At 61.8% G+C, this 23,992-nt stretch carries 28 protein-coding genes and 1 tRNA gene; 1 reads left to right on the top strand and 28 read right to left on the bottom strand.

Annotated elements, in window-relative coordinates:
- Nucleotides 1–272: 272 nt before the first annotated feature.
- The 11 genes from M0D64_RS24225 to M0D64_RS24175 form a co-directional block, all read right to left on the bottom strand.
- Nucleotides 273–1,589, bottom strand: coding sequence for a DUF3631 domain-containing protein (locus M0D64_RS24225; RefSeq protein WP_266259539.1), 1,317 nt, complete (start codon nt 1,587–1,589; stop codon nt 273–275).
- A gap of 3 nt (nt 1,590–1,592) precedes the next feature.
- A complete protein-coding gene (locus M0D64_RS24220) occupies nt 1,593–1,868 on the bottom strand; it encodes an AlpA family transcriptional regulator (protein WP_266259538.1) in 276 nt (91 codons plus the stop codon).
- 350 nt (nt 1,869–2,218) lie between these two features.
- Nucleotides 2,219–3,442, bottom strand: coding sequence for an integrase arm-type DNA-binding domain-containing protein (locus tag M0D64_RS24215; protein ID WP_266259537.1), 1,224 nt, complete (start codon nt 3,440–3,442; stop codon nt 2,219–2,221).
- 120 nt (nt 3,443–3,562) lie between these two features.
- A complete protein-coding gene (locus tag M0D64_RS24210; RefSeq protein ID WP_266259536.1) occupies nt 3,563–4,777 on the bottom strand; it encodes an integrase arm-type DNA-binding domain-containing protein in 1,215 nt (404 codons plus the stop codon).
- A gap of 158 nt (nt 4,778–4,935) precedes the next feature.
- Nucleotides 4,936–5,011, bottom strand: a tRNA-Thr gene (locus M0D64_RS24205).
- 19 nt (nt 5,012–5,030) lie between these two features.
- A complete protein-coding gene (locus tag M0D64_RS24200) occupies nt 5,031–5,552 on the bottom strand; it encodes a ClpXP protease specificity-enhancing factor (protein WP_154561010.1) in 522 nt (173 codons plus the stop codon).
- A 74-nt stretch (nt 5,553–5,626) separates the two neighbouring features.
- Nucleotides 5,627–6,238, bottom strand: a complete 612-nt coding sequence (locus M0D64_RS24195; RefSeq protein WP_006052302.1) for a glutathione S-transferase N-terminal domain-containing protein — start codon at nt 6,236–6,238, stop codon at nt 5,627–5,629.
- A gap of 95 nt (nt 6,239–6,333) precedes the next feature.
- The gene (locus tag M0D64_RS24190; protein WP_266259534.1) at nt 6,334–7,089 is read right to left on the bottom strand and encodes a cytochrome c1; all 756 of its coding nucleotides are present in this window, start codon (nt 7,087–7,089) and stop codon (nt 6,334–6,336) included.
- Nucleotides 7,090–7,111: 22 nt separating this feature from the next.
- A complete protein-coding gene (locus M0D64_RS24185) occupies nt 7,112–8,491 on the bottom strand; it encodes a cytochrome bc complex cytochrome b subunit (protein WP_154561006.1) in 1,380 nt (459 codons plus the stop codon).
- Nucleotides 8,491–9,111 carry a ubiquinol-cytochrome c reductase iron-sulfur subunit gene (petA, locus tag M0D64_RS24180; RefSeq protein ID WP_154561004.1) on the bottom strand — a complete coding sequence of 207 codons (621 nt, stop codon included), beginning with the start codon at nt 9,109–9,111 and terminating at the stop codon, nt 8,491–8,493. The genes M0D64_RS24185 and petA overlap by 1 nt, the downstream gene beginning before the upstream one ends.
- 221 nt (nt 9,112–9,332) lie before the next feature.
- The gene (locus M0D64_RS24175; RefSeq protein WP_266259533.1) at nt 9,333–10,079 is read right to left on the bottom strand and encodes a Nif3-like dinuclear metal center hexameric protein; all 747 of its coding nucleotides are present in this window, start codon (nt 10,077–10,079) and stop codon (nt 9,333–9,335) included.
- 19 nt (nt 10,080–10,098) lie between these two features.
- On the opposite strand from M0D64_RS24175, the gene M0D64_RS24170 reads away from it, so the two are divergent.
- On the top strand, nt 10,099–11,322 hold the full coding sequence (locus tag M0D64_RS24170) for a Do family serine endopeptidase (RefSeq protein WP_154561000.1): 1,224 nt from the start codon (nt 10,099–10,101) through the stop codon (nt 11,320–11,322).
- 96 nt (nt 11,323–11,418) lie between these two features.
- On the opposite strand, the gene tatC is transcribed toward M0D64_RS24170, so the two are convergent.
- The 17 genes from tatC to M0D64_RS24085 all read right to left on the bottom strand — a co-directional run bounded on the left by tatC (nt 11,419) and on the right by M0D64_RS24085 (nt 23,979).
- A complete protein-coding gene (tatC, locus tag M0D64_RS24165; RefSeq protein ID WP_168435727.1) occupies nt 11,419–12,198 on the bottom strand; it encodes a twin-arginine translocase subunit TatC in 780 nt (259 codons plus the stop codon).
- Nucleotides 12,199–12,232: 34 nt separating this feature from the next.
- On the bottom strand, nt 12,233–12,751 hold the full coding sequence (gene tatB, locus M0D64_RS24160) for a Sec-independent protein translocase protein TatB (RefSeq protein ID WP_154560998.1): 519 nt from the start codon (nt 12,749–12,751) through the stop codon (nt 12,233–12,235).
- A 39-nt stretch (nt 12,752–12,790) separates the two neighbouring features.
- Nucleotides 12,791–13,030, bottom strand: a complete 240-nt coding sequence (gene tatA, locus M0D64_RS24155; RefSeq protein WP_028199650.1) for a Sec-independent protein translocase subunit TatA — start codon at nt 13,028–13,030, stop codon at nt 12,791–12,793.
- A gap of 255 nt (nt 13,031–13,285) precedes the next feature.
- Nucleotides 13,286–13,651 carry a histidine triad nucleotide-binding protein gene (locus M0D64_RS24150; RefSeq protein WP_154560996.1) on the bottom strand — a complete coding sequence of 122 codons (366 nt, stop codon included), beginning with the start codon at nt 13,649–13,651 and terminating at the stop codon, nt 13,286–13,288.
- An 82-nt stretch (nt 13,652–13,733) separates the two neighbouring features.
- The gene (locus M0D64_RS24145; RefSeq protein WP_266259532.1) at nt 13,734–14,129 is read right to left on the bottom strand and encodes a hypothetical protein; all 396 of its coding nucleotides are present in this window, start codon (nt 14,127–14,129) and stop codon (nt 13,734–13,736) included.
- 106 nt (nt 14,130–14,235) lie between these two features.
- Nucleotides 14,236–14,628 carry a phosphoribosyl-ATP diphosphatase gene (locus M0D64_RS24140; protein WP_054036629.1) on the bottom strand — a complete coding sequence of 131 codons (393 nt, stop codon included), beginning with the start codon at nt 14,626–14,628 and terminating at the stop codon, nt 14,236–14,238.
- Nucleotides 14,625–15,035: a phosphoribosyl-AMP cyclohydrolase gene (gene hisI, locus M0D64_RS24135; RefSeq protein WP_171926364.1), complete on the bottom strand. Its 411-nt coding sequence runs from the start codon at nt 15,033–15,035 to the stop codon at nt 14,625–14,627. Before hisI ends, M0D64_RS24140 begins: the two co-directional genes overlap by 4 nt.
- Before the next feature lies 1 nt (nt 15,036).
- Complete coding sequence (hisF, locus tag M0D64_RS24130) at nt 15,037–15,810, bottom strand: imidazole glycerol phosphate synthase subunit HisF (protein ID WP_154560992.1); 774 nt, start codon at nt 15,808–15,810, stop codon at nt 15,037–15,039.
- 232 nt (nt 15,811–16,042) lie between these two features.
- Nucleotides 16,043–16,795, bottom strand: a complete 753-nt coding sequence (gene hisA / locus M0D64_RS24125; protein WP_054036624.1) for a 1-(5-phosphoribosyl)-5-[(5-phosphoribosylamino)methylideneamino]imidazole-4-carboxamide isomerase — start codon at nt 16,793–16,795, stop codon at nt 16,043–16,045.
- Nucleotides 16,796–17,018: 223 nt separating this feature from the next.
- Nucleotides 17,019–17,660 (bottom strand): imidazole glycerol phosphate synthase subunit HisH, encoded by a 642-nt coding sequence (gene hisH, locus M0D64_RS24120; RefSeq protein WP_266259531.1) that lies wholly within the window; start codon nt 17,658–17,660, stop codon nt 17,019–17,021.
- Nucleotides 17,657–18,277: a MarC family protein gene (locus M0D64_RS24115; protein WP_266259530.1), complete on the bottom strand. Its 621-nt coding sequence runs from the start codon at nt 18,275–18,277 to the stop codon at nt 17,657–17,659. The genes hisH and M0D64_RS24115 overlap by 4 nt, the downstream gene beginning before the upstream one ends.
- A 59-nt stretch (nt 18,278–18,336) precedes the next feature.
- Nucleotides 18,337–18,924: an imidazoleglycerol-phosphate dehydratase HisB gene (gene hisB / locus M0D64_RS24110; RefSeq protein WP_054036619.1), complete on the bottom strand. Its 588-nt coding sequence runs from the start codon at nt 18,922–18,924 to the stop codon at nt 18,337–18,339.
- 114 nt (nt 18,925–19,038) lie between these two features.
- On the bottom strand, nt 19,039–20,109 hold the full coding sequence (hisC, locus tag M0D64_RS24105; protein WP_266259529.1) for a histidinol-phosphate transaminase: 1,071 nt from the start codon (nt 20,107–20,109) through the stop codon (nt 19,039–19,041).
- 181 nt (nt 20,110–20,290) lie between these two features.
- Complete coding sequence (gene hisD / locus M0D64_RS24100) at nt 20,291–21,613, bottom strand: histidinol dehydrogenase (RefSeq protein WP_154560984.1); 1,323 nt, start codon at nt 21,611–21,613, stop codon at nt 20,291–20,293.
- Between the two features lie 60 nt (nt 21,614–21,673).
- Nucleotides 21,674–22,369 carry an ATP phosphoribosyltransferase gene (hisG, locus tag M0D64_RS24095; RefSeq protein ID WP_093643445.1) on the bottom strand — a complete coding sequence of 232 codons (696 nt, stop codon included), beginning with the start codon at nt 22,367–22,369 and terminating at the stop codon, nt 21,674–21,676.
- Nucleotides 22,366–23,727 (bottom strand): UDP-N-acetylglucosamine 1-carboxyvinyltransferase, encoded by a 1,362-nt coding sequence (gene murA, locus M0D64_RS24090; RefSeq protein WP_266259528.1) that lies wholly within the window; start codon nt 23,725–23,727, stop codon nt 22,366–22,368. Before murA ends, hisG begins: the two co-directional genes overlap by 4 nt.
- Nucleotides 23,728–23,739: 12 nt before the next feature.
- Nucleotides 23,740–23,979: a BolA family protein gene (locus tag M0D64_RS24085; RefSeq protein WP_054036615.1), complete on the bottom strand. Its 240-nt coding sequence runs from the start codon at nt 23,977–23,979 to the stop codon at nt 23,740–23,742.
- Between the last annotated feature and the right edge of the window lie 13 nt (nt 23,980–23,992).

Genomic DNA, 23,992 nt, shown 5'->3' with positions numbered 1-23,992 from the left:
ATACTCCTAGCCAGATCACCGTGCGATTAGCTGAATGGGGTAAGCCCTATTGATACCGGAAGGCGCGACGTAACGTCGCCCCCAATCCACCGTCACCTGCTCCCGGCGAATGGCTAACAGCGTTGGCCCATACTGTAGCCGTCGCCCTTTGACCGGTAGAACCTCCACCTCGTAGATGGTGCAGGCACGCAGGTACCTATGGGTGCCTAGCCGCTCCCCCGCTCCGGCCCATGTATGACAAGGCCTGAGCGGGGAGCGGTCATCGTTGGAAGTTAGCCGGGTGAGCGCTCATCGCCATCGGACGTCTTCGACGCAGTGTCGTCACGTGACGAGTCGTCCTCCTTCCGGCCGTCATCGCTAGATTCGCCCTTACCCCCCAGTTCGTCCAGCAGCGGCCCCAGCAGGTCCGTCACCTGATCCTCTTCCCGCGCCCCGTACGCCTTGACCTTCGGCCAGAGGTCCTCGAGGTGGTATCCCTTGAACCTCTGTTCGCCGATAGCCACCGTCCGGGACCGCACCCCGTACGGCCGCAGCACCTTGGCTAACTGACGGGCCGTGATCGGCTTGCCGTACCCGTTGAAGTTCGCCCAACGCTTCTCTAGATCCTCGCTGAGCCAACGGATCAGATGCTCCGACGTCAGCTTCTCTTTGCCAGACTCGGTGAAGGCCGGAAGCAAGTCACGCAGCAACTCCGCCCCGGCACTCGGATCTTCATCGGTCTGGGAGGAGAACATCGCCGCCAGCGTGTCACCGATTTCCGTCCAGTGTTCTCCCGCGAGGAGGCCGGCCGCTCTCAGCGGCAACCAGTTGTCCCCGCCACGGTTGCCGACCTTATCAGTCTTCCTAGCCCATTCGATTGCCGGGCCGTATGCCTCGTAATAGTCGGCCGCAACGCGGGCCAGCTTGCGGTTGAGGATACCAAAGCGCGTCCGGCCTTGAGCGCCGAGGGCCTCAACCCGGTGGTCACTCGGCTTCTTCTCTAGATTGGTGATGTGCGCGCGGGACATGATGGTCGGCGTCGCGCGGCCGATACCGCAAAGCACCTTAGGCCCCCAGATGCGATAGCGATCCAACCCCTTAGAGCTCGCGCCGTCCTTCGAGGCGGCACGATAGGTCCAGGCACTCCGACGGCGATAGCCGTTATTCACGAGGTTGGTCATCATGGCTTTGGCCTTCTCCCCGAGGCTGTCCCACTCGTCGATGAGAACGGTCGGACCGTTTCGCTCATTGAGGATGCGGAAAACGGCGGCGCCAGTGATATTGCCCGCGAATATCGGCTTGCAAGCCAGTTCGCCGATCAGTTCCAGATAGCGAGTCTTGCCGCATCCCTTGTCGGGGGCGGTAATGATGAGCAGCGGGAACGCGTCGATTGCGGGGTGGTCCGACAGCCAGGTCGAAGTGATCCAGAGCGCGTCCCGCTCAAGCATGCGTTGGTCGCAATACACGTACTCGTCCAAGGTGGAAACTATTTCGTCCAGCAACCCGGCCAGATTGACCGGCTCAGGCCACGGCTCCACGCGGCCGAACTCGCGGTCATCGTCCGAAGGCAGATTAAGGGCGTTCAGATCGTCATTGATATGCTTCGCCATAGCTCAGCCCTCCACCGAGAATGCTGCCGGGTTGGCGAGCCAGGCATTCACCTCGTCGTTGCGCCAGACAGTGCAACGCTTACTCATGCGAATCGGCTGAGGCGCGCGCAGACCATTCACAAGCAAACGCCACGTCTCGCGGCAGATGGGGAGGTACGGCTGAATGTCATTGAACCGGCTCAGGCCGCCCGGCAGGAGACGGACGGGCTTCAAATGATCTTGCTTGATCGGGGAGTGATGAACGGCGAGCTTGTGCGCCCCAACTTCGTACGTCTTCATATTTTTTCCTGTGGAAAGCGGGCCATCTGCATTGATGTCCACAGAGGAGAGGCGCGTGGCGCGCCTACCGCACCCCGTTCGCGGTCGACGAAAATGTTACAAAACGTAACTTAACATCACGAAATTCCTCGCTTCGCCTTTCCCAGAGAGGCTTTGCTCAATCACAGATTCACATTTAAGAAGGAGTCCGACTTAGTTAGGCAAATCCTACTAATCGTCGAATAATCTTCAGAATTGGGAGGGAATTTGCTACGCGGCGCACGATGCACATGTCGGAGTGGGATCAAACGGCGAAGCCCTCGCGCGCAAAAGGAAAGGGGGCACGACCTCTCAGCCGTGCCCCTTGGCAATTACCGTCGCGGCGCGAATTGCAGCACGTTCGGCCGCCGCTGATCGTCCAGATAGTCGGCCCACCACTGCATCATCTTCCGGCGCTGGGGTAGGTATTGAGCGTGGTTGTACGCGGCGCGCACACCGTTCCCCTCAACGTGCGCCAACTGCCGCTCGATCCAGTCCGAATTGAATTCCCGCTCGTTGAGGATCGTGGACGCGAGCCCCCGGAAGCCGTGCCCCGTCATGGTGTGCCGGAACCCCATCCGGCCTAGCGCGGAGAGCACGAAGTTTTCGCTCAACGGCTGGTTCCGACGAACGGGACTGGTGAAGACCCAACGCCCGGCCCCGGTCAGCGGCCGGATCTCCTCCAGCACCGCCAGCGCCTGCCTCGACAGGGGCACGATGTGGGGTCGCCGCTTCTTCATCTTCTCGGCGGGAATTCGCCACTCCGCCCGCTCAATGTCGATCTCAGGCCATTCCGCATGGCGAAGCTCGATAGTCCGGACGAATGTCAGATTGAGGAATCGAAGGGCCAGTCGCGTCTCCGGCTCCCCCTGATACGCGTCGATCTTGCGGAGCAGTTCGGGAAGAGCGGACTCGTCAATCCGGGCCATCGGCGTCGCCGGGCGACTCGTCAGCGCGTCGCGCAGATCGACGGACAGGTCACGCTCGGCGCGGTCGGTCGCCACTGCGTACCGGAATACCTGCCCGCATATCTGGAGGGTCTTCTTGGCGATCTCCAAGGCTCCCCGCTTCTCGATCTTGCGGACGACCGCGAGCAGTTCGGAGGCGCGGATCTCCGATATGGGTCGCTTGCCTAGGTCGGGATAGACGTCGCTCTCCAGCAGCTTCCGAATGCGCTCCGTATGCCCCTCGCTCCAGCGTGCCCGCCGGGCATCGATCCACTCGTCGGCCACGATGGAGAATCGGGCTTCGTACAATTCGGCCTCGCGCCGCCGGGCATCATCACGCTGGTGAGCGGGATCGGCCCCGCTCGCCAATAGCTTCTTCGCCGCCTCTCGCCGCTCCCGGGCGTCGGACAGGGAGACGGTCGGATAGTCGCCGAAGCTCATTCGGTTCTCCCGGCCATTGAACCGGAACTTGAGCCGCCACTTCTTCGAACCAGAGGGCATCAGTTCGAGAAACAGCCCCCCGCCGTCGAAGAGCTTGTTCCCCTTGCCTTCGGGATTATGTTTCGCGTTCCGACACGCCATGTCGGTCAACGGTTTGGATGATGACATCAAGCCTCCAGAGATGAATCGCGGCTCTGCACAATGTTAATAGGAGGAGATCGAATTCTCGACCACCTCCATAACATCGGCCTCCCGGCCCGATTCACTCCCTGGAGCTTGAATTACCGATTACTTCCGCGAGAACTGGATGACGTTCGACCGCCCTTCCTGCTCTACGTGATCGGCCCACCACTGCATCATCGTCCGCCGGCCCTCTAGATACTGGGCGTGGTTGTACGCTGCACGCACGCCGTTCCCCTCCACGTGCGCCAGTTGCCGCTCAATCCAGTCGGACGAGAATCCCTTCTCGTTCAGAATGGTGGAGGCGAGCCCCCGGAAGCCGTGCCCCGTCATGCGGGAGTGATACCCCATCCGGTAAATCGCGTAGAGCACCGTGTTCTCACTCATCGGCTGGTGACAATGCCACGAGTGGGGGAACAGCCACCGGCCCCCGCCCGTGAGCCCTCGGAGCTCCTCGATGACTTCCAATGCCTGCCGGGACAGGGCCACGATATGGGGCCGGGCCATCTTCATCTTCTCGGCGGGAATTCGCCACTCGGCCTGCTCGACATCGATCTCGGTCCACTCAGCGTGGCGCAGTTCGATGGTCCGGACGAACGTCAGGGCCAGCAGCTTGAGAGCAAGGCGCGTCACGGGCTGCCCGTGGTACGTATCGATCTTCCGCATCAGCTCCGGCAGTTCCGAGGCATTGATCCGCGTCATGTTCTTGACCGTGCGAGTGCGAAGCGCGCCACGCAGATCGCCCGAGGGATCGCGCTCTGCTCGCCCCGTCATCACGGCATAGCGGAATATCTGCCCGCACATTTGGAGGGTCTTCTTCGCCGTCTCCAGCGCCCCGCGCTCCTCGATTCGACGGATCACCGCCAGCAGGTCGCGGGCGGTAATCTCGCTGATCGGGCGCATCCCTAGATCCGGGTAGACCTCCCGGTCAAGCTGATTGCGAATACGGCCGGCATGATGCTCGCTCCAGCCGTCGCGCTTATTCCCGATCCATTCTTCCGCAATGATGGAGAAGAGATTCTCCGACTTGATAGCCTGCTGACGCCGGGACTCCGCCCGGTGCTGGGCCGGGTCGATGCCTTCGAGCAGTAATTTCTTCGCCGCGTCGCGCTTGTCCCGCGCTTCGGCCAATGAGACGAGTGGATAGTCGCCGAAGCTCATCCGGTTCTCCTTGCCGTTGAACCGGAATTTCAGCCTCCACTTCTTCGAGCCCGTGGGCATCAGCTCCAGAAAGAGCCCCCCACCGTCGAATAATTTCTTCGATCCGTCAGAATCGTACTTCGCGCTCCGACAAATCACGTCGGTCAACCGGTTCGATGCCATTTGATAAGCCCCCTAGGCTTAACTTTGGCCCCCACCCGGCCCCCCTCGCTTCCTTGTTGCCCCCGGCTGAATCTGGGCAACCCCGGCAAAAGAAAACCCCGCGAGACCAAGTCTGGCGGGGCTTTCTGGGCAATGCTGGGTACTACTGGGAAGCTAACTGGTGCCGGCTGCAGGACTCGAACCCGCCACCTCATGATTACAAGTCAAGCGCTCTACCTGATGAGCTAAGCCGGCATGAGGCCGTGATTCTACTTCATTTCACGATCTTGAGGCGAGCCCTTCCGCCACCTTTCGATCCATCATCGTCAGGCTGCGGGCCGTCCGTCGCGGTTTCCGCTTTGGCGGCATCCGCGGCAGACGACGGTTCGACCGCACGCGGCGCCACGCTGACGGGCGCGGCCGGTGCTTCGGTCTCGTCCGCCAGTTCCGCATCGGCGCCTGAATCCTGCGCCTCGCCGCCTGCCGACTCGACCGGGAACGCCATGCCCTGCCCGTTTTCCCGCGCGTAGATCGCGAGAATATTGGCGATCGGCACTTCGATCTTGTGCGACTTGCCGGAGAAGCGCGCGCTGAACTCGATCCATTCATTGCCCATCTGCAACTGGCTGGTCGCCTCGAAGCTGATGTTCAACACGATCTCGTTGTCGCGCACGAACTGCCGCGGCACGCGCGTCTGATTGTCGACCCGGACCGCAATATGCGGCGTGTAGCCGTTATCCGTGCACCACTCGTACAGCGCGCGCAGCAGATAAGGCTTGGTGGAAATCTCTTGCATCAACAGTCCTCTTACCGGGTTGGGGCGCGCGCGGAAAACAATCGAGACGCGGCGCCCTCACCCCAAAGCCAAACTCAACGACGCATCACCTTTTCCGAAGGCGTCAGCGCTTCGATATAAGCCGGGCGGCTGAAAATGCGCTCGGCGTACTTCATCAGCGGTGCAGCGTTCTTCGACAGCTCGATGCCGTAGTGATCCAGACGCCACAGCAACGGCGCGATCGCGACGTCCAGCATCGAAAACTCTTCGCCGAGCATGTACTTGTTCTTCAGGAAGATCGGTGCGAGCTGCGTCAGGCGATCGCGAATCGCGAGACGTGCCTTCTCGTGATTCTTCTCAGCAGCCTTGCCCTTTTCGTTTTCGAGCGTGCCGACGTGAACGAACAGTTCCTTTTCGAAGTTCAGCAGGAACAGACGGGCGCGGGCGCGCTGAACCGGGTCGGCCGGCATCAGTTGCGGGTGCGGGAAGCGCTCGTCGATGTACTCGTTGATGATGTTCGATTCGTACAGAATCAGGTCCCGTTCGACGAGAATCGGCACCTGACCATACGGATTCATCACAGCGATGTCTTCCGGCTTGTTAAACAGGTCGACGTCGCGGATCTCGAAGTCCATGCCCTTTTCGAACAACACCAGCCGGCAGCGCTGGGAGAACGGGCAAGTTGTGCCGGAATACAGAACCATCATGTTTACGTTTCCTCAAAAAGCTGAAAGGCCAGCGCGCGGAAAAACCGTTCAACAGGTTTTTCCTGGCGCCGGCCCCACGCCGGGTAACGGCGTGATTATTTGATATGTTTCCAGTACGCGGCGTTCAGTCGCCAGGCGAAAAAGCTCAGAATGCCGAGGAACAGCAGCACCCACACGCCAAGCTGTCTGCGGGTTTTCTGCGTCGGTTCGGACATCCATGACAGGTACGACACGAGGTCGGCCACAGCAGAATCATAATCTACCGGCGACATCGTCCCCGGCGTGACCTGTTGGTAGCCGACAAATTTATGCACCGTTTCGCCTGTTTTTTCGTCGGTTTCGTCACCGAACTTCGCGGTACGTTGCCCCTGAAGCTGCCACAGCACGTGAGGCATGCTCACGTTTTCATACACCAGATTGTTCCAGCCGGTCGGCCGCGTATTGTCGCGATAGAAGCTGCGCAGGTACGTGTACAGCCAGTCCTTGCCGCGCGCCCGCGCTTCCACCGACAAATCCGGCGGACTCGCGCCGAACCACGCTTTCGCGTCGTCCGGGCGCATCGCCACGGTCATGGTGTTGCCGACTTTATCCGTGGTGAACAGCAGGTTCGACTGGATCGCGCTCGGCGTAATGCCGAGATCGGTCAGCCGGCTGTAGCGCATCAGATTCGCACTATGGCAATTCAGGCAGTAGTTTACAAACAATTGGGCGCCGTGCTGCAACGAAGCAAAATTCTCCGCGTTATCGGGCGCGCGGTCGAGAGGGAAATTCTCGTCCGCGTGCACCGGTCCGGCCAGCACCGCGAGCAGTGTCGCGCCGATCAGCGCGCACGTCGAAAGCAGTTTTTTCATTTCGTGTTCTCCGGGCTCGCGATTAGTGGGGCTTGAACCGCACCCGCTCGGGCGGCTGCTTGAACGTGCCAAGCCGCGTCCAGACGGGCATACCGAGGAAAAACGCGAAGTAGATCAGTGCACACACCTGAGCAATCAACGTCGAGGCGGGCGACGGCGGTTTGGTGCCGAGGAAGCCCAACGTCAGGAAAGCGAGCACGAAGATCCCGTAGAACACCTTGTGAAAAAACGGCCGGTAACGAATCGATTTCACCGGCGAGCGGTCGAGCCATGGCAGGAAGAACAGCGAGATCACCGCGCTGCCCATCACCACCACGCCCCAGAACTTCGATTCGGTGAACGCCATGGCCAGAACCACCAGAACCGCGAGCACCGGCAAGCCGAGCTTCCATTTGCCGCGTGCGCGCACCAGCGCGAACAGGCCGAGCAGCGCGACGATGATCATCAGCACGATCTTGAATGGATCGGTGGTGGCGCGCAACATCGCATAGAACGCCGTGAAGTACCACACTGGCGCAATTTCCTGCGGCGTTTGCAGCGGATTGGCGGGAATGAAGTTGTTCGCTTCAAGGAAGTACCCACCCATCTCCGGTGCGAAGAAGATGATCGCGGCGAAGATGATCAGGAACACCGACACGCCCATGAAGTCGTGCACCGAGTAGTACGGGTGGAACGGGATGCCGTCGAGCGGAATGCCGTCCGGATCCTTCTTTGCCTTGATCTCGATGCCGTCCGGGTTGTTCGACCCCACTTCATGCAGCGCCACCAGGTGCGCGACCACCAGCCCGATCAGCACCAGCGGAATCGCGATCACGTGGAAAGCGAAGAAGCGGTTCAGCGTGACGTCCGAGACGACGTAATCGCCACGAATCCACAGCGACAGATCCGGCCCGATGAACGGAATCGCCGAGAACAGGTTCACGATCACCTGCGCGCCCCAAAACGACATCTGGCCCCACGGCAGCAGGTAGCCGAAGAACGCCTCGGCCATCAGGCTCAGGAAGATCGCGCAGCCGAAGATCCACACCAGTTCGCGCGGCTTGCGGTACGAGCCGTACATCAGCCCGCGGAACATGTGCAGATACACGACGACGAAGAACATCGACGCGCCCGTGGAGTGCATATAGCGGATCAGCCAGCCCCACGGCACCTCGCGCATGATGTACTCGACCGACGAGAACGCGAGCGTCGCGTCGGGCTTGTAGTTCATCGTGAGGAAGATGCCGGTGACGATCTGATTGACCAGCACCAGCAGCGCGAGCGAACCGAAGAAGTACCAGAAGTTGAAGTTCTTCGGCGCGTAGTACTCGGAAACATGCTTTTTCCAAGTGGACGTCATGGGAAACCGGCGGTCGATCCAGCCGACCAGCCCGGTCGTCTCTACTTCATGTTCGATCGCCATTACGCTTCTCCTTTCTCGTCCTTGCCGATCACGAGGCCCGTGGCCGAGGTGAACATGTAAGGCGGGATGTCGAGGTTCTGCGGCGCAGGTTTGTTCTTGAAGACGCGGCCGGCCATGTCATAGGTCGAGCCGTGGCAAGGACACAGGAAGCCGCCTGGCCAGTCGTCGGGAAGATTGGGCTGCGCGCCCTCCTGGAAGCGCGGCGTCGGCGTGCAGCCCAGATGGGTGCACACGGCGACGGCGACGAAAAGGTTCTTGTGGTCGGTGCGTGAACGGAATTCGTTGTTGCAGTACTCCGGCAACGGCATCGAAAAAGGATTCTTGGTGAGAGGATCCGCTACTTCCTTATCGGCTTTCTGGACATCGGCGAGCATCCTGTCAGTGCGATTGATGATCCACACCGGCTTACCACGCCAGGCGACGGTCTTCATGTCGCCGGGCTTGAGATCACTGATATCGACTTCGACCGGGGCGCCTGCCGCCTTGGCCTTTTCAGATGGTGCAAACGAACTAACAAAGGGTACGACAGTGGCAACGCCTCCTATGCCACCTGCTACGGTCGTCGCTATCAGCCAGGTACGGCGGCCGCCGTCGACGCGTTCATCTTCCTTGTCTCGCATTACACGCCCCACTTCTGAGTTGGATTTTTCCTTCACGTCGCTTCTACCGCCGCTAGTTTGCGCGAATGGAGTCGGCATTTACAAGGCCCCATTGCCAAAAACCGTGCGAAGCCCTTGATAAGTCAGGGTTTCTCCGTACGGATCGCAAACTTTTTCGCACCTCCTTTTAAGTGCCCTCTGCGTTATTCGTGCCTTTTTCTTCTCTAATGCCGATTTTCAATTCAGACGGGATTCGGGATATCGATAAACACGTGTTCGATATCGAACTGCTCGGACAGATGCTTGCCCACCGCTTGCACGCCGAAACGTTCGGTGGCGTGGTGGCCGGCCGCGAGGAACGCCACGCCGCTTTCCGCCGAGGTGTGCATCACCGACTCCGACACTTCGCCGGTCAGGTAGACATCAGCGCCGGCATTGATCGCGGCGTCGAACATGCCTTGCGCGGCGCCCGTGCACCAGCCCACGCGGCGCAATTCGCGATCCGGGTCGCCGAACACGAGCGGCGTGCGGCCGAGCGTCTGCTCGACTTGCGCGGTGAAGTGCGCGAGCGTGATCGGCATCGGCAACGTGGCGAGCCAGCCGAGATCGTTCTCGCCGAAGCGCGCGTCGCTGATCCAGCCCATCTTCGCGCCGATTTGCGCGTTGTTGCCGAACTCGGGATGGTCGTCGAGCGGCAGGTGATAGGCGAACAGGTTCAGGTCGTTGGCGATCAGCAGCTTCAGGCGCGCGTGTTTGCGGCCGGTGATCTGCGGCGCCTCGTTGCGCCAGAAGTAGCCGTGATGGACCAGCACCGCGTCCGCACCCCAGTCGAGCGCGGCCTCGAGAAAGGCCGCGGAAGCCGTCACGCCGGTCGCGAGCTTATTGATCCTGCGGCGCCCTTCCACCTGCAATCCATTGGGGCAATAGTCCTTGAAGCGCGCGGTTTCAAGGAGATTGTTCAAGTACAATTCAAGTTCGATCCGATCCATATAAACCTCTAGTCTTCAGATGCTTAGACGCTTTTGGCTGTTCTTTGCCCAAGCGGTGACTGTGCTGTTGGCGCTGATGTTCATCATTGCGACCCTCAAACCGCAGTGGCTCCAGCGTCAAGGGCAATTCGGCAAGCAACTCGCCGAACCGATCGTCGCCCTTCGGGAAGTGGCGCCAGGCATCGGCACGGGTCCTGCACAGGCGTCCTATGCAGACGCCGCGCAAAAAGCCATGCCCGCGGTCGTCAATGTGTTCTCCAGCAAGGATGGCTCACTGCCGCCCGACCCGCGCGCGAAAGATCCGTTGTTCCGCTATTTCTTCGGTGACAAGAACAAAGGCAAGCAGCAGGAACAACCCGCGTCGAATCTGGGCTCGGGAGTGATAGTGAGTTCGGAAGGTTACATTCTAACGAACCAGCACGTCGTGGACGGCGCCGATCAGATCGAAATCGCGCTTGCCGACGGCCGCACCACCAACGCCAAGGTGATCGGCGTCGATCCTGAGACCGATCTGGCCGTGCTGAAGGTCAACATGACCAACCTGCCCACCATCACGCTTGGCCGCATGGACCAGACGCGCGTGGGCGACGTGGTGCTGGCGATCGGCAATCCGTTCGGCGTCGGCCAGACGGTGACCATGGGCATTGTCAGCGCGCTGGGGCGCAATCACCTCGGCATCAACACGTTCGAAAACTTCATTCAAACCGACGCGGCCATCAACCCGGGCAACTCGGGCGGTGCGCTGGTCGACGTGAACGGCAATCTGCTCGGCATCAATACCGCCATCTATTCGCGCTCGGGCGGCTCGCTCGGCATCGGCTTTGCGATTCCTGTCTCGACCGCGCGCAGCGTGCTGGAGAGCATCATCACGACGGGCTCCGTCACGCGCGGCTGGATCGGCGTGGAGCCGCAGGACGTGACGCCGGAAATCGCCGAATCGTTCGGGCTCGAGCAGAAGTCGGGCGCGATTGTCGCGGGCGTGCTGAAAAACGGGCCGGCCGACCGTGCTGGCATCAAGCCGGGTGACATTCTGGTAAGCGTGAACGGCCAGGAGATCACCGACACCACACGTCTGCTGAACGTCATCGCGCAGATCAAGCCGGGCACGGCTGCGAAGGTTCACCTGGTGCGCAAGAGCCACGCGATGGATCTGGACGTGACCATCGGCAAGCGCCCGCCTCCGCCGAAGCAACCGGCAGAAGATAACGGCGGCGGCGATCAGCAGGACGACGACGGCGGTTGAGAAGCGATAGATAGCGGCCAGTGGTGTGGGCACCGCAAAACCAAAAGGGCAGTCCGTGATGGACTGCCCTTTTGGTTTGTCTCTCTGTGCTGCCGTTCAACCCGGCGGACTGTCTTCCGCAATCACGGGTTTCTGCTTGCCGACAATCAACCGCGCCGCAATGATCCCCGCCTCATACAGCACGATCAGCGGAATCGCCAGAATGAGCTGCGAGAACACGTCCGGCGGCGTCACCACCGCTGAAATCACGAACGCGCCCACGACCACATACGGACGGATTTCCTTGAGCTTCTTGATGGTCAGCACGTTCATGCGGACCAACAGCACCACGACAATCGGCACTTCGAACGTCACCCCGAACGCGAGGAACATGGTCAGCACGAAGCTCAGGTAGTTGTCGATATCGGTGTTCATCTCCGCGCCGAGCGGCGCGTTGTAGTGCGCCATCACGCGGAAGATGGTCGGAAACACCACGAAGTACGCGAACGCCATGCCGCACAGGAACAGCGTGTAGCTGCTGCCCACCAGCGGCCCGACCAGCTTCTTCTCATGCTGGTACAGACCCGGCGCGACGAATGCCCAGATCTGGTACAGCACGACCGGCAGCGCAATCACAAAGGCGACCATCATGGTCACCTTCATCGGCACGAAGAACGAGCCGGTGACGTCGGTGACGATCATCTTGCCGTCCTTCGGCAGATTCTGCATCAAGGGCCGCGCCAGCAGCCGGAAGATGTCCGGTGCCCAATACACGAGCCCGACAAACACCACGATGACGGCAAGGCCGGCGCGGATGATACGGTCGCGCAATTCAACGAGGTGAGAAATGAAGGTCTCTTCAGTGCCTTCGTCCTGGGTTTGCTGGGGGTCGCTCACACCGGCCCTCGGTTAGAGATTGTCGTTCTGATCATCAGAAGAACCGCGTCGGACGACGCATGCTGGCCGGCGTATGCCGCGCCACGCGCGCAGCGCCCGACTGCACACGCGTGCGGCGCGTGGTGGCGCGCTTGTACCAGGTGGGCATGGCGGTCTGCTTGACGCGCCAGTTCTTGCGTTTAGCGCCTGCCGGTGGCGTGGTGGTCTGCCACGGCGAATTGCCGGCATCTTCAAGCGCACCGCCGGCAATGCTTGGCGACACCGACGTGCCGCTATTCCACGCGTCGTTCAGTTCGGTTTCATGCTTGCGCAGATTGTCCTGAACGCTGGTTTCGACGTTGCTCGCCGCCGCTTCGAACTCGGTTTTCATGCGACGCAATTCGTCGAGTTCGATTTCACGGGTGACTTCGGCCTTCACGTCGTTGATATACCGCTGCGCGCGGCCGAACAACGCGCCGGCCGTGCGGGCGACGCGAGGCAGGCGCTCAGGCCCGAGTACGACCAGCGCGACGACGCCAATCAGCGCCATCTTGGTTAGACCGAGGTCCAGCATGAAGTGGAGTGTCCGTCAGTAACGCGGTTGGGCCGCGGCTTAGCGGTAATCGCCGGAACGCGGCGTCTTTTCCTTCGCATCCACATCTACCGTGCCATTGCGCGGCAGTTCGCGCTGCTGCGCTTCGCCTGCGGGCGTTTCGGCTTCCTTCATGCCTTCCTTGAAGCCCTTCACAGCGCCACCCAGATCGGTGCCGATATTGCGCAGCTTCTTCGTGCCGAACACGAGCGCCACGATCAACAACACGATCAGCCAATGCCAAATGCTCAACGAACCCATGACTACTCTCCTTAACCCCGACACCGCACGTGATGCGGCAAAACTCGTGCGCCTTGCGGCGTGAATCGAAGCGCGTACGCTCCATCTATACGTTGCCGCGAGCTGTTTCGACTCAACCCGCGACACGGTGTGCCATTTGACCTGACGATCGCGTCGGCGTCGTTACAGTGCAGCAAAAACAACGGCTCTGCTATTGTCAGCGGCCAAAACTCGCTGCGCGCCTCGCAGCCCGCGGTTATTTACGAGCCCAACCTGTCAGCCCATGCGCTGCCACGGACGCGGCCCGGCGAGAATGTGCGCATGTAGGTGATACACCTCTTGCCCGCCTCCCGGTCCCGTATTGATTACCGTGCGAAAACCGCTTTCGCCACCGGTGTACGCCACGCCCAACTGATCGGCCAGACGCGCCACCAGAACAAGCATTCTACCAAGCAGCGGTGCCTCGCTTTCGGTGCAATTCGACAGCGTGGCGACGTGTTTGCGGGGAATCACCAGCACATGCGTTTCAGCGGCCGGGCGGATGTCGCGGAAGGCAACAAACTCTTCGTCCTCGTGGACTTTGGTCGACGGAATCTCGCCGGCGGCGATCTTACAGAAAAGGCAGTTCGGGTCGTGGCTCATCGTATTCCTGACACAGTATGGCTAGAGCGCGAAGCGTCGTGCGGCACGGCTCATATCCGGCCCGGCCGCAGCCGGACCCAACTCAGAACCAGCCACGCGGGTTCGCGAGCGGCTTGTTATCGTACAGATACAGCCAGCCCTTGATAATACGGTACAACATCCAGATGCTGACGGCCCACAGAACCGGAATGCCGATCACCACGAACAGCAGCACAGCGCCAATCGCATAACCCAGCAAGGCCATCCAGAACGAGCGGATCTGCCACTCGAAATGCGCTTCGTAGGGCGTGCCCACTACATCAGGCCGCTTCACGTAGTTGATGATGATCGCGATCAGAATCGTCAGACCACCCGTCAGCCAGTGAACCGCATACAGCGCGTACAGCACATGCGTGAGCGTGCGCAGACTGCGTTCGCGCTCGGGCTCGATCGCGTTGCGGTAGGCCGGCGGCGGATAATTTCCTTGCGACTGTTCCATGCTTGCGTCCTCCCGAGGATGCGATCCTATTCGTTCAGTGCAATGTGGGTGCCGACGTTCGCCACTTCAAGACGCGGCGGACAAGGTAACGTCAAGGTGGCGACAATCAGTCGCCGTTCTCTTCGCGCTCGCGGCTCTTGCGTAGCGCCTTTTCCTCGATGCCCGACAGACCTTCGCGGCGCTCAAGTTCGGCAAGTACGTCAGCCGGGCTCAGGTCGAAATGCGACAGCATCACGAGGCAGTGAAACCAGAGGTCCGCCACTTCGCCGACCAGCGCTTTCGGCGCGCCGCCGTGACGGGTGTCTTTGGCGGCCAGCACAACTTCGGTGGCCTCTTCGCCGATCTTCTTGAGAATCGCGTCATCGCCTTTGTGGAAGAGGCGCGACACGTACGAGACGTCCGGATCGCCGCCCTTGCGGCTGTCAATGATGGCTGCGAGGCGCAGCAGCGTGTCCTTGGTAGACGAAGCCGATTCGGTGGATTGCGTGGATTGCGTCATTTGTAGATGTGTTCGGGATCTTTCAACACGGGATCGACGGCGACCCAGTCGCCATCTTCAACCGTGCCTTCGAATTTCTGGAAAAAGCATGAGTGGCGGCCGGTGTGGCACGCAATGCCCGACACCTGCTCGACCTTCAGCAGCACGACGTCTTCGTCGCAATCGAGCCGCACTTCATGCACATGCTGCACGTGGCCGGACTCTTCACCCTTGAACCACAAGCGCTGGCGCGAGCGCGAGAAATACACCGCGCGGCCGGTTTCGACGGTTTTCGCCAAGGCTTCGCGGTTCATCCACGCGAACATCAGCACGTCGTTGGTCGAGGCTTCCTGCGCGATCACCGGCACGAGGCCGTTCGCGTCCCACCTGACCTTGTCGAGCCACTCTACTGCCGAGGGATTCACCACGTCACAACCTCACCGAAATGCCTTGATCGGCCATGAAGCGCTTGGCCTCGCCCACGGTGTGTTCGCCGTAGTGAAAGATGCTGGCGGCCAGCACGGCGTCCGCGTGGCCGCTCTTGATGCCATCGGCCAGATGCTGCAGCGAGCCGACGCCGCCCGAGGCGATCACCGGAATCGACACCGCATCGGACACCGCCCGCGTAAGCGCGAGATCGAAGCCGCTCTTGGTGCCGTCGCGGTCCATGCTGGTCAGCAGGATTTCGCCCGCGCCCAGTTCGGCCATCTTGCGCGCCCATTCGACGGCTTCGAGGCCGGTGGCCTTGCGCCCGCCGTGCGTGAAGACTTCCCAGCGCGGCGGCTCGCCGTCCGCGGAGACGCGTTTCGCGTCGATGGCGACGACGATGCATTGCGAGCCGTATTTGTCCGTCGCGTCGCGCACGAGTTGCGGATTCGCGACCGCCGACGAGTTCATGCTGATCTTGTCCGCGCCCGCGTTGAGCAGGCGCCGCACGTCTTCGACCGCGCGCACGCCTCCGCCGACCGTCAGCGGAATGAACACCTGGGAGGCGACCGCTTCGATGATCGGCAGAATCAGATCGCGCTGGTCGGAGGTGGCGGTGATGTCGAGGAAGGTCAGTTCGTCGGCGCCCTGCTCGTCGTAGCGGCGCGCGATTTCGACCGGGTCGCCGGCGTCGCGCAGTTCGACGAAGTTGACGCCCTTGACCACGCGGCCAGCCGTGACGTCGAGACAGGGGATGATGCGTTTAGCTAGAGCCATTATCGTGCAATTCTGCCAATACCGCTGATGAGGCCGCTCGCCTGAATCTTCACGAGCGGCGCTGTGCCGGCGCTGCTCGCCGCGTCAGGCCGGAAGCCGGAAATGTGTCGAAGGCACCAGCAAGCGGCTTGACGCGCTTTCGGGACGCGCCGTTGCGTCCGCCGCTTCTAGTCCAGTCCAAGTCCGCTGCTGCGTCGATTCCGAGTCGACACGACGCCTCGAACCTGGAGCCTTAAGCGTCGTCCGATTCGCGCAGCCGGTCGGCGAGGGTCTGCGCCGCCGCGAAGTCCAGATCGCCCGAGTAGATCGCCCGGCCGCAGATCACGCCTTCGATACCTTCGTCCTCGACTTCGCAGAGCGACTCGATGTCCGCGAGGTTCGACAAACCGCCGCTCGCGATCACCGGAATCTTCACCGCGCGGGCGAGGCGCACCGTGGCTTCGATGTTGATGCCCTGGAGCATGCCGTCGCGGCCGATGTCGGTGTAGATGATCGACTCGCAGCCGTAATCCTCGAACTTGCGCGCCAGATCGGCCACTTCATGGCCGGTCAGCTTGCTCCAGCCGTCGGTCGCGACCTTGCCGTCTTTCGCATCCAGACCGACGATGATATGGCCGCCGAAAGCCGTGCACGCATCCTGCAGGAAGCCGGGATTCTTCACCGCAGCCGTGCCGATGATGACGTACGACAAACCGTCGTCCAGATAGCGCTCGATCGTGTTCAGATCGCGGATGCCGCCGCCCAGCTGGACGGGAATCTCGCCACCCACTTCCTCGATGATCGCGCGAATCGCGTCTTCGTTTTTCGGCTTGCCGGCGAACGCGCCATTCAGGTCGACGAGGTGCAGACGGCGGGCGCCGCGATCGACCCAATGCCGGGCCATCGCCGCCGGTTCCTCGGAAAATATCGTCGCCTGGTCCATATCGCCCTGTTTGAGGCGTACACAGTGACCATCTTTCAGGTCGATGGCGGGAATCAGCAGCATAGCAATCGGGTGTTGTCTGGGAGGTGGTTGAAGGTCGGCGGCAGCGGCTGACAAGCCAGCCCGCCATAACGCCGTTTCGCTAGTTTAGTACAACTCTTTCGATGCCCTTGCGGAGCGCCGTATTGGAACGCATGGAGCGGAATCGTCTTGCTGCGGTTGTGGCGCACCGCCAACACCCCGCTTATGGCGGAACGGCGTAGGACAACAGGATGAAGAAAGGCGCTCACGGCTTCCAGTGCACGAAGTTGCGATACACGCGCAGCCCCGCTTCGGCGCTCTTTTCCGGGTGGAATTGGGTCGCGAAGATGTTATCCCGCGCCACCGCCGAGGTAAAGGGCACACCGTACACCGTTTCGCCCGAGGTATGGGCGGCGTTGTCCGGCACGACGTAGTAGCTGTGCACGAAGTAGAAGAACGCGTTATCCGCGACGCCGTCCCACAAGGGATGCGGCTGCGCCTGGCGCACGCGGTTCCAGCCCATTTGCGGGACCTTGAAGCGCGAGCCGTCGTCCTGCACCTGGCCTTCCAGGTCGAAACGCAGCACCTTGCCGGGCAACAGGCCGAGGCCAGGCGTATCGCCCTCGGCGCTCCAGTCGAACAGCATCTGTTCGCCGACGCACACGCCCATCAGCGGCTTGCTGCGCGAGGCCTCGATGACCGCCTCCTGCAGGCCGGATTCGGCCAGACTGCGCATGCAGTCGGGCATGGCGCCCTGGCCGGGCAGCACCACGCGGTCGGCCGAGCGGATCGCTTCCGGCTGATCGACGATCGCCACGTCCGCTTCCGGCGCGGCTTTGCGTAGCGCCTGGGCAACCGAGCGCAGGTTGCCCATTCCGTAATCCACAATCGCTATCGAAGTTTTCATTTCAAGTTAGGCAGCAATGCCTTCAATCCATCGACGATGAATTCCACCGCCAGCGCCGATAACATCAAACCCATGAGCCGCGTACCGATGTTGATACCCGTGCGACCGACCCAACGGGCAATCGGTTCGGCGAGGCGCAGCGAAAAAAAGCAGATCGCCGCCAGCACCGCACCGATCGCGACGAGGCTCAACCGGTCGTACCAGTGCGCCGAGCCGGCCGCATAAATGATCGTGGTGCTGATCGCGCCCGGGCCGGTCAACAGCGGAATCGCCAGCGGTACAACCGCGATGTTGTTCTTCTGCTCGGCCTCATCGCGCTCTTCCGCCGTCGAACGGCTGTTACCGATCTGCGCGTTCAGCATGTTGATGGCCATCAGCAGCATGATGATCCCGCCGCCCACTTCGAGCGACCCGACCGAAATGCCGAAGAAGCTGATGATCTGCTGCCCGAGCAGCGTGGTCACCGCAATCACGCAGAACACCGAAATTGCCGCGATGCGGATGGTTCTGCGCCGCTCGACGTCGCTCTGAAGCGCCGTCAGGCTCATAAAGAACGGGATGGCGCCGACCGGGTTGATCAACGCCAGCAGCGAAATAAACGACTTCAGAATATCCATCGCACACCGGGTGCGGGCAAGCGCAGCCGGTCCTGGTCACGAGGCTGGTAAATGAGCGCTTAAAGGCTGCCCTTGGTCGACGGAATCTGTCCCGCCGCGCGTTCGTCCATCTCGACGGCCATACGCAATGCACGCCCGAAGGCCTTGAACACCGTTTCCATCTGATGATGGGCGTTCAGGCCGCGCAGGTTGTCGATGTGCAGCGTGACGCCGGCGTGGTTCACGAAGCCGCGGAAAAATTCAATGGAGAGATCGACGTCGAACGTGCCGATGCGTGCGCGCGTAAACGGCACATGGAATTCGAGGCCCGGGCGTCCGGAAAAATCGATCACGACGCGCGACAGCGCTTCGTCGAGCGGCACGTAAGAATGACCGTAGCGACGGATGCCCTTGCGGTCGCCAATTGCCTTCGCGACGGCCTGGCCGAGCGTGATGCCGACGTCTTCAACCGTGTGGTGGTCGTCGATTTCGAGGTCGCCATGCGCTTCGATGTCGAGATCGAACAAGCCGTGTCGTGCGATCTGGTCGAGCATGTGATCAAGAAACGGCACACCGGTGGCCAGCTTCTGCTGACCGGTGCCGTCCAGATTGATCTTCACACGGATCTGCGTTTCGCTTGTGTTGCGAACGACTTCCGCAAGGCGCATGGTAATTCCTCGAATCTAGCTAGAAAGCGATAGTAGTGTGGGATGGGAACACGGCGGACCGCGCGCACTTTTCGCAGTAGGGAAAAGCGCTCACGCGGCCATTCAGCTCGCCGTTCAGTGCAGCACGAGTTTCAGTCCGGCGATCAAATGGGCGTTTTCTTCGGGCGAACCGACGGTCAAACGCACGCAATTGACCAGCAATGGATGCATTTTACTCACGTTTTTGATCAAAACCCGTGCTGCCAGCAGCGTTTCGAACATAACGGATGCGTCAGGCACCCGCACCAGCAGGAAGTTGCCGGCGCTCGGGAACACTTCGGCGCCCGGCAATTGGGCCACGGCCTGGGCGAGTTTCGTGCGTTCTTCGCGCAGTTGCTCGGCCTGGGCGTCGAGCACGTCGACGTGGTCGAGCAAGAAATCGGCGGCGGCTTGCGTCAGCACGTTGGTGTTGTAGGGCGGCCGCACCTTGTCGAATTCGGTGAGCCAGGCGGGCTTGCCGACCAGATAACCCAGGCGGATGCCGGCCAGACCGAGCTTGGACACCGTACGCATCACGACGACGTTGTCGAAGGCATCGGCGCGCGGCAGCCAGCTTTGCTGCGCGAACGGCTGATAAGCCTCGTCGATCACCACCAGGCTTTTGTTCGCCGCGGCGATGATGCGCTCCATATCCGCGCCGTCGTACAGCGTGCCGGTCGGGTTGTTCGGGTAGGCCAGATAGATGACCGCCGGTTCATGCTCGGCGATCGCCGCCAGCATCGCTTCGGTGTCGAGCGTGAAATCGGGCTTCAGCGGCACGCCGATGAATTCCAGATTCGCCAGCTTCGCGGACATCTGATACATGACGAAACCCGGCATCGGCGCGAGCACCTTGGCGCCCGGCTTCGCGCACGCCACCGACACCATGCTGATGATTTCATCCGAGCCGTTGCCGAGCAGCACGTCGCAACCCGCGGGCACACCCATCACGCGCTTGATCTTTTCGATCAGCGCTTCCGGGCGCGGCGCCGGGTAACGGTTCAGCGCAACGCCGGCCAGATGCTCGCCGAGATGGGCGGCGAGCACCGGAGGCAGCGAAAACGGATTTTCCATCGCATCGAGCTTGATATAGCCCGTGGCGTCCGGAACCGGATAGCTCGTCATCGCGAGCACGTCGCGGCGGATGATGTCTTGAGGTGTCGTCATAAGTCAGTGGACCGGGCCGCGCGGGAGACGCCGGCGGGTATCGGCGGCTTGCGGACTGCCCCAGGCTGGTCTGTATTGTCGTTATTTAACGGGAAACCGCGCGAAATCCGTCGGCAGGGTTCGCGGACATCGGTTCGATGCCCGCCTGCTCCGTACTCCGGCTCGTCGCGGTCAGCCGCGCTTAGCCGTTCTGCCGCATCCGGTATTCGGCGCTGCGGGCATGCGCCTGCAGGCCTTCGCCGTAAGCGAGTTCGGCGGCGATCTCACCAAGCGTCTGCGCGCCTTCCGCACTGACCTCGATCACGCTCGAACGCTTGAAGAAATCGTAGACGCCCAGCGGTGACGAGAACCGTGCGGTACGCGACGTAGGCAGCACGTGATTCGGCCCCGCGCAGTAGTCGCCGAGGCTTTCACTGGTGTAGCGGCCGAGGAAGATCGCGCCGGCATGGCGGATCAGTTGGCCCCATTGATGCGGTTCCAGCGCGGAGATTTCGAGGTGTTCCGGCGCGATGTCATTGGCGATCGCGCAGGCTTCGGCCATATCGCGCACCTTGATCAACGCACCGCGGCCTTCGAGCGAAGCGCGGATCACGTCCTGGCGCGGCATGCTCGGCAGCAGTTCGTTGATCGCATCGCGTACGCGGGCGATGAATGCATCGTCCGGACACAGCAGGATGGATTGCGCGAGTTCGTCGTGCTCGGCTTGCGAGAACAGGTCCATCGCGATCCAGCGCGGGTCCGTCGTGCCGTCGCACAGCACGAGAATTTCCGACGGCCCGGCGATCATGTCAATGCCGACCGTGCCGAACACCCGGCGCTTGGCCGACGCGACATACGCGTTGCCGGGGCCGCAGATCTTGTCGACCGCAGGCACCGTTTCCGTGCCGTATGCCAGTGCGCCCACCGCCTGCGCGCCGCCGATCGTGAACACGCGATCCACGCCGCCCAGCAAGGCGGCCGCCAGCACCAGCGGATTCTTCACGCCGTCCGGCGTGGGCACAACCATGACGATTTCGCGCACACCGGCCACGCGCGCCGGAATCGCGTTCATCAGCACCGACGACGGATACGCCGCCTTGCCGCCCGGCACGTAAATACCCGCGCGATCCAGCGGCGTGACCTTCTGGCCGAGCACGGTGCCGTCAGCTTCCGTGTACTGCCAGCTATGGCTGCCGCACTCGATCTTCTGCTTCTCGTGGTAACCGCGCACGCGCGCCGCCGCCGCTTCGAGCGCTGCGCGACGCTTCGGCTCGAGGCCTTCGAGCGCCGCCTCCAGTTCGGACATCGGCAACTCGAGCGCCGCGACGCTCTTCGCCTCGACGCGGTCGAAGCGGCTCGTGTACTCGAGCACCGCGGCGTCGCCGCGTGCCTTCACGTCGTTCAGAATCTGCGCGACCGAGCGCTCGATTGCTTCGTCTTCGCTCGCCTCGAACGCGAGTACCGCATGCAGCGACTTCTGGAAGTCGGGAGCGCTGGAATCGAGTTTGCGAATCTTGATAGACATACGGGTATCCGTTTCGGTAAGGCGCGCTAAAGCGTGGTCAAACGAGCGTAGTCAAACTTTTCAGGCCGCAGCGCCGGCCTTCGACGCGCGTTCGAACGCGTCGAGGATCGGCCGCAGCGCCGCGCGCTTGAGCTTCAGCGCTGCCTGGTTCACAACGAGGCGCGACGAAATCTGCATGATCTCTTCCACCTCGACAAGATTGTTGGCGCGCAAGGTATTGCCGGAACTCACCAGGTCGACGATCGCATCGGCGAGGCCGACCAGCGGCGCCAGCTCCATCGAACCGTACAGCTTGATCAGATCGACGTGCACGCCCTTGGCGGCAAAATGCTCACGTGCGGTTTCCACATATTTGGTCGCCACGCGCAGACGTGCGCCCTGGCGCACCGCGTTCGCGTAGTCGAAACCGGCCGCCACTGCGACCGACATCCGGCAACGCGCGATATCCAGGTCGACCGGCTGATACAGTCCGCTGCCGCCGTGCTCGAGCAGCACGTCCTTGCCGGCCACGCCGAAGTCGGCTGCGCCGTATTCGACGTAGGTCGGCACGTCCGTGGCGCGCACGATGATCACGCGCACATTCGCATCCGTAGTGGGCAGAATCAGCTTGCGCGAGGTTTCCGGATCTTCGGCGACTTCAATGCCGGCTGCGGCGAGCAGCGGCAGCGTCTCTTCGAAGATACGCCCTTTCGACAAAGCCAGCGTGAGCGGTGCGCTCACAGCCGGCGACGACGACGTTTGCGGCATCGAACTCATGCCTGGCTCCCCGAGATACGGCGCACCCTGGCGCCGATGGCGTTGAGCTTGGTTTCCATCCGGTCGTAACCGCGATCCAGGTGATAGATACGGTCGATCAGCGTTTCGCCTTCGGCACGCAGCGCGGCGATCACGAGGCTCGCCGACGCACGCAGGTCGGTCGCCATCACCTTCGCGCCGGACAGCTTCTCGACGCCGGTCACGAGCGCGGTGTTGCCGTCGATCGTGATGTTCGCGCCGAGGCGGTTCAATTCCTGCACGTGCATGTAGCGGTTCTCGAAGATCGTCTCGACGACTTGCGAGGTGCCGTCCGCGAGCGTGTTGAGCGCCATGAACTGCGCCTGCATGTCGGTCGGGAACGCCGGATATTCGGACGTGCGGAAGCTCACCGCGCTCGGACGCTTGTCCATGCGCACACGCATCCAGTCGTCGCCCTCTTCGATCGCGACGCCGGCTTCGCGCAGCTTCTCGGTGACCGCTTCCAGAATCAGCGGACGCACCTTACGCAATGTGACATCGCCACCGGCAGCCGCGACCGCGCACAGGAACGTGCCGGCTTCGATACGATCCGGAATCACCGTGTGCTTTGCGCCATGCAGCTTGTCGACGCCCTGGATCACCAGACGGTCGGTGCCGATACCTTCGATCTTTGCGCCCATCTCGACCAGCAGATGCGCGAGGTCACCCACTTCCGGCTCACGCGCGGCGTTCTCGATGACCGTTTCGCCCTCGGCCAGCACCGCTGCCATCAGCAGGTTTTCGGTGCCCGTCACGGTGATCATGTCGGTCACGATGCGCGCGCCCTTCAGACGCTTCGCACGCGCTTCGATGAAGCCGTGCTCGATCGTGATCTCGGCGCCCATGGCCTGCAGACCTTTGATGTGCTGATCCACCGGACGCGCGCCGATTGCGCAGCCGCCCGGCAACGACACGCGAGCGTGACCGAAGCGCGCGACCAGCGGGCCGAGCACGAGGATCGACGCACGCATGGTCTTCACCATTTCGTACGGCGCGACGAGGTTATCGACCTTCGACGCATCCAGCGACACGCAGCCCTCGCCGCTCTCGATCTGCACGCCCATCTGGCCGAGCAGCTTGAGCATCGTGCGCACGTCCTGCAAGTCGGGCACGTTCTCCAGATCCACCGGCTCCGCGCTCAGCAGACTCGCGCACAGAATCGGCAACGCCGCGTTCTTGGCACCTGAGACGACGACTTCACCCGACAGCGGGTAGCCACCTTCAATGACGAGTTTATCCATGCCTGTCAGTTCCTGATTGACCCGGACTTCAGCCGGGCCCGCTTTGACTGTGTTCGACGCGCCGCTACCGGCGTCGCGCCCTTCTTGAGTAATTCGCACTAAATTTCCAGATTACGCGTTCTGCCATTCGGCGGGCGTCAGCGTCTTCATGCTGAGCGCGTGGATTTCTTCGCGCATGCGGTCGCCGAGCGCCGCATACACGAGTTGATGGCGCTGGATCAGACGCTTGCCTTCGAAGCTCTCGGCAACGATGGTCGCAAAGAAATGCTGACCGTCGCCTTCGACTTCGAGATGCTGGCAAGCGAGCCCAGCCGCGATGTATTGCTTGACCTGTTCGGGAGTCGGCAACATGAGAGATGCTCCT

This window comes from Paraburkholderia sp. WS6, from assembly GCF_030464835.1.
GTDB classification, from domain to species: Bacteria; Pseudomonadota; Gammaproteobacteria; order Burkholderiales; family Burkholderiaceae; genus Paraburkholderia; species Paraburkholderia madseniana.
Note: the sequence above shows the minus strand (reverse complement) of the source record. Positions and strands in the feature narration are given on the sequence as shown.

Coding starts and splice junctions, on each gene's coding strand:
- M0D64_RS24185 (WP_154561006.1), bottom strand. CDS start 8,491: ATGGCGATCGAACATGAAGTAGAGACGACCGGGCTGGTCGGCTGGATC.
- tatB (WP_154560998.1), bottom strand. CDS start 12,751: ATGCTGGACCTCGGTCTAACCAAGATGGCGCTGATTGGCGTCGTCGCG.
- tatA (WP_028199650.1), bottom strand. CDS start 13,030: ATGGGTTCGTTGAGCATTTGGCATTGGCTGATCGTGTTGTTGATCGTG.
- hisF (WP_154560992.1), bottom strand. CDS start 15,810: ATGGCTCTAGCTAAACGCATCATCCCCTGTCTCGACGTCACGGCTGGC.
- hisD (WP_154560984.1), bottom strand. CDS start 21,613: ATGTCTATCAAGATTCGCAAACTCGATTCCAGCGCTCCCGACTTCCAG.
- M0D64_RS24195 (WP_006052302.1), bottom strand. CDS start 6,238: ATGATGGTTCTGTATTCCGGCACAACTTGCCCGTTCTCCCAGCGCTGC.
- M0D64_RS24220 (WP_266259538.1), bottom strand. CDS start 1,868: ATGAAGACGTACGAAGTTGGGGCGCACAAGCTCGCCGTTCATCACTCC.
- M0D64_RS24085 (WP_054036615.1), bottom strand. CDS start 23,979: ATGTTGCCGACTCCCGAACAGGTCAAGCAATACATCGCGGCTGGGCTC.
- M0D64_RS24215 (WP_266259537.1), bottom strand. CDS start 3,442: ATGTCATCATCCAAACCGTTGACCGACATGGCGTGTCGGAACGCGAAA.
- M0D64_RS24210 (WP_266259536.1), bottom strand. CDS start 4,777: ATGGCATCGAACCGGTTGACCGACGTGATTTGTCGGAGCGCGAAGTAC.
- M0D64_RS24140 (WP_054036629.1), bottom strand. CDS start 14,628: ATGACGCAATCCACGCAATCCACCGAATCGGCTTCGTCTACCAAGGAC.
- hisH (WP_266259531.1), bottom strand. CDS start 17,660: ATGAAAACTTCGATAGCGATTGTGGATTACGGAATGGGCAACCTGCGC.
- hisB (WP_054036619.1), bottom strand. CDS start 18,924: ATGCGCCTTGCGGAAGTCGTTCGCAACACAAGCGAAACGCAGATCCGT.
- M0D64_RS24115 (WP_266259530.1), bottom strand. CDS start 18,277: ATGGATATTCTGAAGTCGTTTATTTCGCTGCTGGCGTTGATCAACCCG.
- M0D64_RS24190 (WP_266259534.1), bottom strand. CDS start 7,089: ATGAAAAAACTGCTTTCGACGTGCGCGCTGATCGGCGCGACACTGCTC.
- M0D64_RS24170 (WP_154561000.1), top strand. CDS start 10,099: ATGCTTAGACGCTTTTGGCTGTTCTTTGCCCAAGCGGTGACTGTGCTG.
- M0D64_RS24150 (WP_154560996.1), bottom strand. CDS start 13,651: ATGAGCCACGACCCGAACTGCCTTTTCTGTAAGATCGCCGCCGGCGAG.
- M0D64_RS24200 (WP_154561010.1), bottom strand. CDS start 5,552: ATGCAAGAGATTTCCACCAAGCCTTATCTGCTGCGCGCGCTGTACGAG.
- M0D64_RS24175 (WP_266259533.1), bottom strand. CDS start 10,079: ATGGATCGGATCGAACTTGAATTGTACTTGAACAATCTCCTTGAAACC.
- hisA (WP_054036624.1), bottom strand. CDS start 16,795: ATGCTGCTGATTCCCGCCATCGACCTGAAAGATGGTCACTGTGTACGC.
- hisG (WP_093643445.1), bottom strand. CDS start 22,369: ATGAGTTCGATGCCGCAAACGTCGTCGTCGCCGGCTGTGAGCGCACCG.
- hisC (WP_266259529.1), bottom strand. CDS start 20,109: ATGACGACACCTCAAGACATCATCCGCCGCGACGTGCTCGCGATGACG.
- M0D64_RS24145 (WP_266259532.1), bottom strand. CDS start 14,129: ATGGAACAGTCGCAAGGAAATTATCCGCCGCCGGCCTACCGCAACGCG.
- petA (WP_154561004.1), bottom strand. CDS start 9,111: ATGCGAGACAAGGAAGATGAACGCGTCGACGGCGGCCGCCGTACCTGG.
- M0D64_RS24225 (WP_266259539.1), bottom strand. CDS start 1,589: ATGGCGAAGCATATCAATGACGATCTGAACGCCCTTAATCTGCCTTCG.